The 12,857-nt window shown below is 42.4% G+C and carries 13 protein-coding genes and 1 pseudogene; 10 read left to right on the top strand and 4 right to left on the bottom strand.

Annotation, left to right across the window (positions count from 1 at the left end):
- Window positions 1–40 precede the first annotated feature (40 nt).
- Complete coding sequence (locus CKV74_RS10035; RefSeq protein ID WP_007243323.1) at window positions 41–757, bottom strand: TerC family protein; 717 nt, start codon at window positions 755–757, stop codon at window positions 41–43.
- Window positions 758–932: 175 nt separating this feature from the next.
- Here CKV74_RS10035 and queA point away from each other — a divergent pair, with 175 nt between their 5' ends.
- The 9 genes and pseudogenes from queA to secF all read left to right on the top strand — a co-directional run bounded on the left by queA (window position 933) and on the right by secF (window position 8,275).
- Complete coding sequence (gene queA / locus CKV74_RS10030; protein WP_095177107.1) at window positions 933–2,024, top strand: tRNA preQ1(34) S-adenosylmethionine ribosyltransferase-isomerase QueA; 1,092 nt, start codon at window positions 933–935, stop codon at window positions 2,022–2,024.
- On the top strand, window positions 2,024–2,425 hold the full coding sequence (locus CKV74_RS10025; RefSeq protein WP_007243225.1) for a hypothetical protein: 402 nt from the start codon (window positions 2,024–2,026) through the stop codon (window positions 2,423–2,425). Before queA ends, CKV74_RS10025 begins: the two co-directional genes overlap by 1 nt.
- A 50-nt stretch (window positions 2,426–2,475) precedes the next feature.
- Window positions 2,476–3,624 carry a tRNA guanosine(34) transglycosylase Tgt gene (gene tgt / locus CKV74_RS10020; RefSeq protein ID WP_007243325.1) on the top strand — a complete coding sequence of 383 codons (1,149 nt, stop codon included), beginning with the start codon at window positions 2,476–2,478 and terminating at the stop codon, window positions 3,622–3,624.
- A gap of 109 nt (window positions 3,625–3,733) precedes the next feature.
- Window positions 3,734–4,123, top strand: a pseudogene (locus CKV74_RS10015) (outer membrane protein assembly factor BamE); the annotation flags it as partial.
- Window positions 4,124–4,292: 169 nt separating this feature from the next.
- Window positions 4,293–4,805: a hemerythrin domain-containing protein gene (locus CKV74_RS10010; protein WP_007243324.1), complete on the top strand. Its 513-nt coding sequence runs from the start codon at window positions 4,293–4,295 to the stop codon at window positions 4,803–4,805.
- A 1-nt stretch (window position 4,806) separates the two neighbouring features.
- Window positions 4,807–5,064: a sulfurtransferase TusA family protein gene (locus CKV74_RS10005; RefSeq protein ID WP_007243296.1), complete on the top strand. Its 258-nt coding sequence runs from the start codon at window positions 4,807–4,809 to the stop codon at window positions 5,062–5,064.
- A 54-nt stretch (window positions 5,065–5,118) separates the two neighbouring features.
- Window positions 5,119–5,412 (top strand): preprotein translocase subunit YajC, encoded by a 294-nt coding sequence (gene yajC, locus CKV74_RS10000; protein ID WP_095177106.1) that lies wholly within the window; start codon window positions 5,119–5,121, stop codon window positions 5,410–5,412.
- Between the two features lie 26 nt (window positions 5,413–5,438).
- Window positions 5,439–7,289, top strand: a complete 1,851-nt coding sequence (gene secD / locus CKV74_RS09995) for a protein translocase subunit SecD (protein WP_095177105.1) — start codon at window positions 5,439–5,441, stop codon at window positions 7,287–7,289.
- A gap of 11 nt (window positions 7,290–7,300) precedes the next feature.
- Entirely contained in the window at window positions 7,301–8,275 is a 975-nt protein-coding gene (secF, locus tag CKV74_RS09990) for a protein translocase subunit SecF (protein ID WP_007243351.1), read from the top strand.
- A gap of 148 nt (window positions 8,276–8,423) precedes the next feature.
- Here secF and CKV74_RS09985 read toward each other — a convergent pair whose 3' ends face one another.
- A complete protein-coding gene (locus CKV74_RS09985; protein WP_007243302.1) occupies window positions 8,424–9,422 on the bottom strand; it encodes a TrmH family RNA methyltransferase in 999 nt (332 codons plus the stop codon).
- Between the two features lie 147 nt (window positions 9,423–9,569).
- Here CKV74_RS09985 and pssA point away from each other — a divergent pair, with 147 nt between their 5' ends.
- Entirely contained in the window at window positions 9,570–10,937 is a 1,368-nt protein-coding gene (gene pssA, locus CKV74_RS09980) for a CDP-diacylglycerol--serine O-phosphatidyltransferase (RefSeq protein WP_007243238.1), read from the top strand.
- Window positions 10,938–10,996: 59 nt separating this feature from the next.
- Here pssA and CKV74_RS09975 read toward each other — a convergent pair whose 3' ends face one another.
- Together CKV74_RS09975 and CKV74_RS09970 are read right to left on the bottom strand one after the other, a co-directional pair.
- Window positions 10,997–12,091 (bottom strand): 5-methyltetrahydropteroyltriglutamate--homocysteine S-methyltransferase, encoded by a 1,095-nt coding sequence (locus CKV74_RS09975; protein ID WP_007243319.1) that lies wholly within the window; start codon window positions 12,089–12,091, stop codon window positions 10,997–10,999.
- Between the two features lie 28 nt (window positions 12,092–12,119).
- Window positions 12,120–12,824 carry a YggS family pyridoxal phosphate-dependent enzyme gene (locus CKV74_RS09970; protein ID WP_007243271.1) on the bottom strand — a complete coding sequence of 235 codons (705 nt, stop codon included), beginning with the start codon at window positions 12,822–12,824 and terminating at the stop codon, window positions 12,120–12,122.
- Window positions 12,825–12,857: the final 33 nt, after the last annotated feature.

The following is a 12,857-nucleotide window of genomic DNA, read 5'->3' as shown; positions in this document are numbered from 1 at the left end:
ATAAAAAAGAACCCGTTGCTTAGCGACGGGTTCTTTTGGTTTAGGCTTTTAAATGTTTACGCATTTGAATATTGAGCATTTCAACTACGGTAGAGAAGCCCATAGCAAAGTAAATATAGCCTTTCGGGATATGCACATCCAAGCTTTCACAAATTAGACTGATACCAACTAAAATTAAGAAAGCCAAGGCGAGAATTTTTAAGGTTGGATGGGTATCGACAAAGTCACCGATTGGTTTGGCCGCTAACATCATCACGCCGACGGCAATCACAATTGCCAATATCATTACCGGTAAGTGATTTGCCATTCCTACAGCGGTAATAACTGAATCCAGTGAGAACACAATATCTAACACGGCAATTTGAATTAACACGCCCAGATAGCTGACTTTCTTTTGGCTACCGTTTTCGTGATGTTCTTCCGGGTGCATCGCTTCTTTAATTTCACCGATACTTTTCACTATAAGGAATAAACCTCCCAGCAAGAGAATGAGGTCTCGACCGGAAATCGCCTGACCGAATACTTCAAAGAGCGGTTCAGTAAGGCGCATCATCCAAGCCAAGGACATCAAAAGTAGAATTCGTGTACACATAGCCAATGCTAAACCGATAATGCGGCCGGATTGGCGTTGATTTTCCGGTAAGCGGGCTACCAGAATACTAATAAAAATAATGTTGTCGATCCCCAAAACAATTTCTAGCGCGGTTAAGGTTACTAAGGATAACCAAGCTTCGGGATCGCTAAGCCATTCAAACATAAATCACATCCTAAAAAAAACGAAAGGCGCAATGATAGTGGGTTTGGATTGAAATGCAAGGGATTTAAGCAATCGTTTTAGGTAATAAAATCGCCCTTTGTATGGGCAATTTTCCTTGAGATCCCCCGCCTTTACGACTAGACTAGCGGCCTATTTTTGCCGACTAAAGAAAATTATGCGTGTTAGTGACTTTCATTTTGATTTACCCGATGAGCTGATTGCCCGTTATCCCAAAGAGGAACGAGCATCCTGCCGTTTGTTGACCCTGGACGGAGAGCAGGGAACACTTGGCCATGGCACCTTTACCGATGTGTTGGATTTAATTAACGAAGGTGATTTGTTAATTTTTAATAATACCCGTGTGATTCCTGCTCGGATGTTTGGCCGTAAAGCTAGTGGCGGTAAATTGGAAGTATTGGTTGAGCGGGTGTTGGATGAACAGCATTGTTTGGCTCATATTCGTTCTTCCAAATCGCCCAAAGAAGGTACCGAGCTTTTTTTAGGTGAGGATAAATTAGGTGAAGGACGGGGGATAAAAGTGGTAATGACGAGCCGCCAAGGAGCGCTCTTTGAGCTACAATTGGTCGAACCCCATTCCGCTTGGTTGGCCGTATTGCAACAAATTGGCCATATGCCGCTTCCCCCCTATATTGATAGACCTGATGAGGAAGCGGATCAGGAGTGTTATCAAACCGTGTATAGTAAGGTGCCAGGGGCAGTTGCTGCACCCACCGCTGGTTTGCATTTTGATGATCTATTGTTAGACAAGTTACGTGCTAAAGGGGTGAATTTTGAGTTCGTCACTTTGCATGTTGGCGCTGGAACTTTTCAACCGGTGCGGGTGGATAATATTGAAGAACATATTATGCACGCCGAATACGTAGAATTATCCCAAGAAGTGTGTAACGCCATAATTGAAACAAAAAAAGCCGGTAAACGGGTTATTGCCGTGGGGACTACTTCGGTACGTTCAATTGAAACGGCAGCCTTATCGGCAGAAGAAAATGGCAACCCGGATTTGATCGAGCCTTATTTTTCGGATACTTCGATTTTTATTTATCCCGGTAAAAAATTCCGAGTGGTGGATGCGCTGATTACAAATTTCCATTTGCCGGAAAGTACATTGATTATGTTAGTTTCAGCCTTTGCAGGCTTTACACATACAATGAATGCCTATAAAAGCGCAGTCGAAAATCGCTATCGCTTTTTCAGTTACGGTGATGCAATGTTTATCACCAAAAATCCCAACGTAAAAGGATTAGAATAATGATCTTTGTTTTGGAACTTGACGGTTCCCTTTGTTTTGATGGCCATCAAATAGCCGAACCGATTCATCAGGCATTGGATCAATTAAGTCTAAGTCATCGCCTAATTTTCACTACCCGCCATCCATTGGAGGAAATTGGACCATGGTTAAAGGCTCGCTGGCCGGCAAGTGATGTTGTGAGCGCCCAGTCTGCCGAACAGAAATATCAGGATTTGTATCGCTTGTTAGCTCATCAAGATTATATTGCTTTGGGAAGTCACGCTACAGATGAACAGGTATTAGCCCAAGCCAAATATGCAATTGCAGTGGGGAATTCAGCACTATTACAGGCTTCCACCCACGAATCCTTGAAGCCGGAGGCGGCGATTATTGCAGCCCGCCTGCTGGATTTTAACTTTTAATCTCCCGTAAGGGGCTGATCTTCGAACTGTTTATTCGTTGAGGAAAGAAAATGAAATATGAACTAGATAAAACCAGCGGCAGTGCACGTCGTGGCCGTTTGGTATTTGAACGTCCACAAGGTACGTTTAGTGTAGAAACCCCAGCATTTATGCCGGTGGGTACCTATGGCACCGTAAAAGGCATGACACCAGAAGAAGTACGTGCAACAGGTGCAGAAATTTTACTTGGTAACACGTTCCATTTATGGCTTCGTCCTGGACAGGAAGTGATGCGTAAACACGGTGATTTACATGACTTTATGCAATGGCATCGTCCGATTTTAACTGACAGTGGCGGCTTCCAAGTATTCAGTTTAGGGAAATTACGTAAAATTACTGAAGAAGGAGTGAAATTCCAAAATCCTATTAACGGTGAGCGCATTTTCCTTTCACCTGAAAAATCCATGGAAATTCAATATGATTTAGGGTCTGACATCGTAATGATTTTCGATGAATGTACGCCTTATCCCGCGACTTTCGATTATGCGAAAAAATCCATGGAAATGTCTCTTCGTTGGGCAAAACGCAGCCGCGATCGCTTTGATGAATTAGGCAATAAAAATGCGCTATTCGGTATTATCCAAGGCGGCGTATTTGAAGAATTACGCAAAGTATCATTAGAGGGCTTAGTCAATATTGGCTTTGACGGTTATGCAGTGGGTGGTTTAGCGGTAGGCGAACCAAAAGAAGACATGCACCGTATTTTGGAATACATCTGCCCACAAATTCCGGCAGATAAACCTCGTTATTTAATGGGCGTGGGTAAACCGGAGGATTTAGTAGAAGGCGTACGTCGTGGTATTGATATGTTTGACTGCGTAATGCCAACCCGTAATGCACGTAACGGCCATTTATTCGTGACAGACGGTATTGTCAAAATCCGTAATGCAAAATATCGTGATGATACGAGCCCGCTGGATCCGGAATGTGATTGCTACACCTGTAAAAATTACACCAAAGCCTACTTATATCATTTAGATAAATGCGGTGAAATTTTAGGTGCGCGCTTAAATACTATTCACAATTTACGCTATTATCAACGCTTAATGGCGGAGATTCGTCAAGCTATCGAAGACGATCGTTTTGATGATTTTGTGGTGGAATTTTATGCCCGTATCGGTAAACCCGTCCCGCCATTGCAGTTAGCGCAAGAATCTTAAGCATTTTTTGACCTCCGATGACTTATTGCGGGCAAAAGTCTGTTAGAATTAGGGCAAGATCAAGCTTTTGGCTTGATCTTACCTTCTAGCGAATTAAAAGGACTACAATATGAACAGAGTGCAAAAATTTACTGCGATTTCTTTGCTGTCGCTTTTATTGACGGCCTGTGGCGGTACTATTTCTAAAGTAACGGAAGAGGGTACCTCGGATAATCCGATTTTCCCATCGATTGAAAAATCAACATTTAAACAAGATGGTTCCTATCCGGGATCTTGGCCGAACTGGGACAATGTTCGTCAAATCGATAGAGGGTTGAATAAATCCCAATTGTATTATCTTGTCGGTAAACCACATTTCAACGAGGGTTTTTACCGCGTTCGTGAATGGGACTACGTTTTCAATTATCGTGAGAATGGAGAACATAAAGTCTGCCAACTTAAACTGCTATTTGATAAAAATATGAATGTGAATGAGCGTTTGTGGCAACCGGCATCTTGCGAACAAACTGCACAAACCTTTAAACCGGCTGCATTACCTGAGCCACCGGGACGTACTCGGATTGTACATGTTAAAGAATCGCGTCGGAAACCTTAATCCGATGATTATTAGAGGCGGGCTGTGAGCCCGCCTCTTTGTTCCTATCCCATAAAGAAAGTGAGGATTCCCCATGCAAATTCTCGAACCACAACAATTTGCCACTTGGCAGGATCCGGTCAGCATGCTTTATGCCTGTCACGGTAAGGTGAAGCGTTTTTGTCGTCAATTGCAGATATTGCCTGATTATTTACAAAAAAATGGTGTGAATCAGGCAGTAATAAATGATGTAAAGCTTATTTTGCAATATTTTAATCAAGCGGCGCCCCTGCACCATGAGGATGAAGAACAAGATTTCTTCCCTGCGTTGGTTGTTAAAGCACCTCAGGCTAAACAAACGGTTGATGAATTAGAAAAGCAGCATATGAACCTGCATCAAAATTGGCAAAATCTAGCTCAGCAGTTACAAATGCTAATTGCCGGTGAGCGGGATCATATTGAACAGTCATTAATTGAACAATTTGTAGCCGGTTATGAAAAACATATCGCGTTGGAAGAACCCTTGTTTGAATTAGGTAAGGAATATTTGTCTGATGAACAATTAATTGCAATGGGAAAAATCATGTTTGCCCGTCGGCAGGGATGAGATGGATTATTTACTTGATTTACGTACGTTGCGTTGTCCTCTGCCGCTGCTAACAGCGAAAAAAGCCTTTGCTGCATTAGCAGAAGGGGATTCTCTGTGCTTGCAATTGGCAGCTCATTCGGCAGATGAGGATTTTGTTACGCTGGGGAGCCGTTATGCATGCCAGCTAAAATGGCAAAAAATCCTGGAGAAAGATGAAAGAGAAATGCTTTTTAGTAAGAAGCATGGCGTGTCGCTTTCACTCAAGGGCGATTTGTGATATTTTACGCGCACTTTTTTAACCAAAATTTTATTATTTAAGAAGGAAAAAACCATGGAAGCTCAAAGCCCTATGTCAACTCTGTTTATTTTCGTGATTTTCGGTTTGATTTTTTATTTTATGATCTACCGTCCACAAGCGAAACGTAATAAAGAGCATAAAAAATTAATGTCCGAATTGGCTAAAGGCACCGAAGTACTAACTTCCGGTGGCATTATCGGTAAAATTACTAAAGTAACCGAAGGTTCTGCGAGTATTGTCATTGCTTTAAATGACACGACTGAGATCACGATTAACCGCAACTATATTGTTGCTGTGTTACCAAAAGGTTCTCTAAAATCTCTTTAATCTTTTCAATTCCTTAAAGGAAAACTATGTTAAATCGTTATCCGTTATGGAAGAATCTAATGGTGATCCTCGTGGTCGCCATTGGTATTTTATACTCTCTTCCAAATATCTATGGTGAAGATCCTGCGGTACAAATTTCCGGTACCCGTGGACAACAAGCCACCACTCAAACATTGACGGAAGTTCAGGATGTACTTAAAGAAAACAAACTGACCGTCAAATCAATCAGTTTAGCCGAAGGCTCTATTCTTGCCCGTTTTACCAATACCAATGATCAATTGTTGGCAAAAGATAAAATTGCCGAAAAATTGGGCAATAATTATTCCACCGCATTGAATTTGGCTCCGGCAACACCAGCATGGTTTAGCTCAATTGGTGCCAATCCTATGAAATGGGGCTTGGACTTGCGTGGTGGGGTGCGTTTTTTAATGGAAGTGGATATGAATTCCGCTTTGCAAAAACGTCAAGAACAATTGCAAGATACTTTACGCGGTGAGTTGCGTAAGGAAAAAATTAAATTTAATGGGATCAAAAATGACGATGATTTCGGTACTTTAATCACCTTGGAAGATCCGGAACAGCTTTCTAAAGCAGCTCGTATTATTCGTCAGCAACACCCAACTCTCACAGTGACTGAAAGTGGTGATAACCAGTTGAGTTTGTCCCTTTCTGCTGCGGCATTAAACGAAGCTCGTGATTTGGCCATTGAACAAAACCTGACTATTTTACGTAAACGGGTTTCCGAATTAGGTGTTGCCGAAGCAGTTATTCAACGCCAAGGGGCTGAACGTATCGTTATTGAATTACCAGGGGTACAGGATACTGCACGTGCCAAAGAAATTTTGGGGGCAACGGCAACCTTAGAATTCCGTATTGTGAATACCAAAGTGACTCCGGAAGCAGTTTCCCGCGGTATGTTACCGTCTGATACGGAAATCAAATATGATCGCCAAGGCCAAGCGGTGGCATTATTTAAGAAAACCGAATTAGGTGGCGAGCATATTATTAACGCTAGTTCAGGCTTGGATCAGCAATCCGGTACTCCGCAAGTTAGCGTGACCTTGGACAGCGAAGGCGGCGAAATGATGTCGCAAACGACCAAGAAAAATTATAAACAACCGATGGCGACACTGTACGTTGAATATAAAGATAACGGTAAAAAAGATGCCAACGGTAAAACGGTTTTAGAAAAACATGAAGAAGTGATTAATGTGGCCACGATTAATGGTCGTTTTAGTTCTAACTTCCAAATTACCGGTGTGGGTTCAACCGCGGAAGCACAGAATTTAGCGATGTTGCTAAAATCCGGTGCCTTGATTGCTCCGGTACAAATCGTTGAAGAGCGTACCATCGGGCCATCCTTGGGGGCGCAAAATGTAGAACAAGGGATTGATGCCAGTTTCTGGGGCTTGATTGCCGTGATCATCTTCATGCTGTTCTTCTACAAAGTGTTCGGTATTATTGCTAGCTTTGCATTGGTGATTAATATCGTGTTATTGGTCGGTTTAATGTCTATTTTACCGGGAGCAACGCTCACCATGCCGGGGATTGCCGGTATCGTATTAACCTTAGGGATGTCGGTGGATGCCAACGTGTTGATTTTTGAACGGATAAAAGAAGAAATACGTAATGGTCGTCCAATTCAACAGGCGATCAATGAAGGTTATAACGGTGCATTTACCTCTATTTTTGATGCTAACTTAACCACCATCTTAACCGCAATCATCCTTTATGCTGTGGGTACTGGGCCGATTCAAGGCTTCGCGGTAACCTTAGCATTGGGTGTAGCTATTTCCATGTTTACTGCAATCACCGGAACGCGTGCGATTGTAAATGCCTTATATGGCGGTAAACGTTTAGAAAAATTATCAATTTAGTAGGTGAGGCAATGAGATTATTTGCAAGAGACAAAGACGGTCGTCTTATCCGTGAGGTTAACGGTATTAAATTACCGTTCCCGCTCACCGAATTTATGAAAGTTCGCGCGGTGGGCTATGCGTTTTCCGTCATCGTTATCGCTATTTCCCTATTCTTTATCATTAGTAAAGGGTTTAACTGGGGATTGGATTTTACCGGTGGGGTGGTGTTTGATACCCATTTTTCACAACCGGCCAATTTGGATAAAATTCGTTCGACATTAAATGAGCACGGTATCAGCAGCCCAATCGTTCAAACGACCGGTACTGCGCAGGATGTTATGATTCGTTTACCGGCCAATGGCGATGACACTTCCTTGGGCGACAAAGTAAAAGATATGTTGCAAACCTTGGATCCACAAATCCGTATCAACAGTATTGATTCCGTTGGTTCCAACGTGGGGGATGAATTGGCACAAGGTGCGGTTTATGCCACTTTAGCAACCTTGGCGATGATGCTGATTTATATCGGTTCCCGTTTTGAATGGCGTTTAGGTCTGGGCGGCATTGCATCTCTGGCGCATGACGTGATCATTACTTTGGGAGTGTTCTCCGCGTTACAGGTTGAAATCGATCTGACATTCGTAGCGGCAATTTTGTCGGTGGTGGGATATTCGATTAACGATAGTATCGTGGTATTCGACCGGGTGCGGGAAAACTTCCGCAAAATTCGTCGTGTGGATACTATCGACATTATTGATATTTCCTTAACGCAAACCCTTTCCCGTACCATCATGACATCTTTGACCACCTTAATTGTGGTGGTGGCGCTGTTCTTCTTTGGTGGTCCATCAATTCACAATTTCTCATTGGCATTATTGATTGGTATCGGTTTCGGTACTTATTCTTCCATCTTTATCGCAATTGCTATTGCATATGATGTTGGCTTGCGCCGTGAGCATATGATCGTGCAGAAAGTGGATAAAGAGATAGATGATTTGCCTTAGTTAGACAATAAAACAAAAAGCCGCAAAAATGCGGCTTTTTTTATGGCTGGGGGGAAAATCAAACGCCCCCTTGAAAATAAAAGTTTTTCTTAAAAATACATTTAACTCATTGATTTTATTAGAGTTGCTTTAAAAATGTCCTTTATGCCTAAAAATACCATTTAGCTAATAAAATACCGGTATTCACCGCCACATTTAAGCCATGTTTTAGTGGATTACGTAAGCTCAAGCGTACTTGGCTATCATTCTCGCCGATTAAATCATCACTGCTATTCTCACTCAAGACAAAGACCACTTTGGCACCGAGTTTTAATTGATCAAGCGGTACAGATTGTTCGCCATTGGCAATATGCACAATTTGATAGCCCGCTTCACGTAATGCGATAAGGGCGGTTTCTGTTGATAGACTGTGCAATACCCGTACATATTCTGCGCCTCCTTCCGCGACCCGCCAAGCTGCCGGAGCATAAAGGCTGTCGGGGCTATCGCTGATCACATGTTTGACGCCATAAAAAGCGGCGGTACGCAGAATGCCCCCCAGATTTTGAGCATTGTTTATGCGATCCAATAACAGTAGGCAATCATTCGGTTGGGCGACTTCCAAGTAACCAGTTAAGGTGAGCGGACGGGATTTCTTCACCAACAAGCAAATGCCGCCGTGATGTTCCGAACCTGATACCAAGGCCATTTCCTCGTTATCTACAATATGGTAAGCCTTCTTATTGGCTGCTAAATAACTGAGTAACTCCCCGATTTTGTGCGACATGGCAACGGTGGCCCAAAGACGAACAATGGCTTGAGGACGCTCGGCAAAGAGCGCTAGACAAGCTTCTTCACCATAAACTTTCATTTCTTCTGCTCGATTTTTCTTAATTTTTTCCGGCGCGCGTGGCGATAGTGGCCCGGTTTTTTTCACTTTGTTGGCGTTTGCGCTACCTTTAAAGGTTACGGCTACCGAGCCTTTTCCACCGGCTTTATTGAGCGATAATTCGCGTGGTTCGTTGGTTTCGTTGTCGCTTTTTCGGCTAAATGCGGAGCGGTTGCGCGGTTTATCGACAGCTGCTTTTTCGCCAAAGGGTTGGCGGCGTTTTTCTTGAAAGGATTTTTGTGTTTGAGTTTGAAAGGCGGGCTTGTTTGACTTGCTCATATTGGCATCCATTGGTCTGATGTGTATGGAATTTCAGCAGAAACGCTAAAAAATTGTGAGCATTATAACGAAAAAAAACCTTTTTTCTATTAAACCAAGGGGGAAATATTGTAAACTAACAAACTAAATTTTAGTGTAGAGACGATTATGTTAATCCGCAGAAACAAACGGACGGAACAAAGTTTGGAACAGCTTCCTTTCATTCCTTTGGAACCGTCCCAGATTGAATTCTTGTTTAGCCCAAGTGCGTTCAAAACACAGATTATTGAATCTATTCGCAATGCCCGTAAACGTATTTATATTACGGCGTTGTATTGGCAACATGATGATGCCGGCCAGGAGATCTTAGACGAAATTTATCGTGCCAAACAGGAACATCATGATTTAGATGTGAAGATTTTGGTTGATTGGCATCGGGCGCAACGTAATTTACTCGGCGCTGAGAAATCGGCGACTAATGCCGATTGGTATTGTGAGCAGCGCCAAACCTATCAATTACCCGAAGATCCGAATATGTTCTTCGGTATTCCAATTAACACCCGTGAGGTGTTTGGTGTGTTGCATATTAAAGGTTTCGTATTTGATGATACGGTTCTGTATAGTGGAGCCAGCATCAATAATGTGTATTTGCAGCAACATTCAAAATACCGTTATGACCGTTACCAAAAAATTACCTCAGCAGAATTAGCCGATACGATGGTTGATTTTATTGATCGTTGCTTATTAGATTCCTCTGCGGTTCATCCGTTGGATATGGCTCAGCGTCCTCGTACCAAGGAAATTCGCGCGGCGATCAAAGCTTATCGGAAAGGTTTGGCTGCCGATGCTGAATATCATATTGAGCATCCGGTAGGTTTTTCTGATGAATTAACTATTTCACCTTTATTTGGTTTAGGTGCTACCGGTAATGAACTCAATCAGGTGATTGAAGATTTATTCCAAAAGGTTGAACGGGAATTGGTGATCTGTACGCCGTATTTTAATTTCCCGCGGACGCTACAACAGAAGTTGACAGCCCGTTTGGCAGAAGGGAAAAAGGTAGAAATTATTGTTGGCGATAAAACAGCCAATGATTTCTATATCCCACCGGAAGAGCCATTTAAAATGGCTGGTGCACTGCCTTATTTGTATGAAAGTAATTTACGCCGTTTTTGTGAAAAATTTGCCGCTGAAATAGAGCAAGGGTTATTAACCGTTCGGTTATGGCGGGATGGCGATAATAGCTACCACTTAAAAGGCGTGTGGGTCGATGATAATTATATTTTACTGACTGGTAATAATCTCAATCCACGAGCTTGGCGTTTGGATGCGGAAAATGGTTTGTTGATTCATGATCCAAAACATCAGTTGCGTGAGCAAGCTTTGCAGGAGTTAAGCTATATTCGTCAACACACTCAACCGTTGAGCCACTTTAGCCAATTGCAAGAATTAACGGATTATCCTGAACCAGTGCAAAAGTTATTGAAGAAATTTTCTCGCGTTAAGGCGGATAAATTAGTGAAGATGATTTTATAGTGGATATTTCTTAATATTAAAAAGCGGGTTGTAGACCCGCTTTTTTTTATTGGTGAGGTTTAATCTTCACCCCAAACGTCTTTAGCAATTTCTTCCACTAAACGAACCTTATCCCATTGTTGGGCTTCCGTCATGATATTGCCTTCTTCTGTTGACGCAAAACCACATTGTGGGCTTAAACAAAGTCGCTCAAGAGGTACATATTGTGCCGCTTCTTGAATGCGTGCTTTGATTGCGTCTTTGTCTTCTAATTGAGGAAATTTAGAACTGATCAATCCAAGGACTATACGACCTTGATGTGGATTATTGGCAAAGTATTTTAATGGTTCGAAACCGCCGGAACGTTCATCATCATATTCCAAGAAATAGCCATCATAGGCGGTTTGTCCGAATAATGCATCGGCAATCGGATCATAGGCACCACTTAAAAGATAGGTAGAGCGGAAATTACCACGGCAAACGTGAGTGGTAATGATCATATCGGCAGGTTTGGCAGCTAAAATTACTTGAATGTTTTCTAATGCTTGCGCTTTATCTGCTGCGAATTCGGGTTTTTGATGATTATTGCAAAGAGAACCCCAATACACGTCATCAAATTGTAGGTAACGACAGCCAGCATCATAAAAGGCTAACATTGCATCGATATAGGTTTGTTGTACATCCTTGGCAAATTCTGCACGATTGGCGTAAATCCCATGATCCCATTGCACCGGATACATTAATTGGTTTGGACTTGGAATTGTATATTTTACGATGGCTCGACCAGCGACAATGTCATTTAATTTTTTGAAATGCTCGATAAAAGGGTGGTTGGGATTCCAAGAAACTTTACCGCAACAACGGGTGTTATAGGCTTTGGTTTCCACACCGTTAAATTTATAACCGTGTTCTGGATGATATCCTTCAATTCCGTTGAGTTGTTCTAGGAAATCAATATGCCAAAAAGCGCGACGATATTCCCCATCGGTTACTACGCTGATACCGGCTTGCAACTGGGCTTCAACTAATTTAGTGATTTCTTGATCTTCAATTTGGCTCAGGGCATCAGGGGACAATTCACCGGCGGCAAATTTTGCCCGTGCTTCTTTTAGCGGCTCTGAACGGAGATAGGAACCGACAGTATCGGCGTGTAAGGGTAGGGTTTTAATGCTCATGCAATTTCCTTTATGTTTGTTGTGTTAATTATGCTTTGTGATAATCGCGGGCACCAAAGATTGCAGTGCCAATGCGAACCATTGTTGAGCCGCATTGAATGGCACTTTGCATGTCATCGGTCATGCCCATGGATAATGTGTCAATTTGCTGATTTGGGAAGGCTGCTTTTAATTTATCGAATAATCTTGCCATTTGTGTAAACGCATTTTGTTGTTCCGTTAGCACATTAGTTGGCGCAGGAATAGCCATTAAACCACGTAGACGAAGATGGGGTAATTGGCAAATGTGTTCCGCAAGAGGAAGCATATCTGGGGGAGCAATGCCAGATTTGCTCGCTTCATCGCTAATATTGATTTGAATGAGTACATTGAGCGGTGGTTTTTCTTGTGGACGTTGTTCGTTTAAACGATCGGCAATCTTTGCCCGTTCTAAGGTTTGCATCCAATCAAAATGCTCTGCGACTAAACGGGTTTTGTTGGATTGTAAAGGGCCGATAAAATGCCATTCCAATTGAATGTTTTGCGCTTCAAAATACCGGATTTTATCGACACCTTCCTGTACATAGTTTTCTCCGAAAGCTAATTGCCCAGCTTGATAGGCTTCAAAAATGGCATCATTGGGTTTTGTTTTGGATACTGCCAGCAAACGAATTTCATCGATTTTGCGATCACTTTGTTCAGCGGCATTTTGGATTTGTTGCTTGATGTGTGTCAAAGCTTGTGAAATAGTCATTACATTCTTCCCGAGTAATTGAATTACGTAAGT

Origin of the sequence: Haemophilus pittmaniae, assembly GCF_900186995.1 — a bacterium.
GTDB classification, from domain to species: Bacteria; Pseudomonadota; Gammaproteobacteria; order Enterobacterales; family Pasteurellaceae; genus Haemophilus_D; species Haemophilus_D pittmaniae.
Note: the sequence above shows the minus strand (reverse complement) of the source record. Positions and strands in the feature narration are given on the sequence as shown.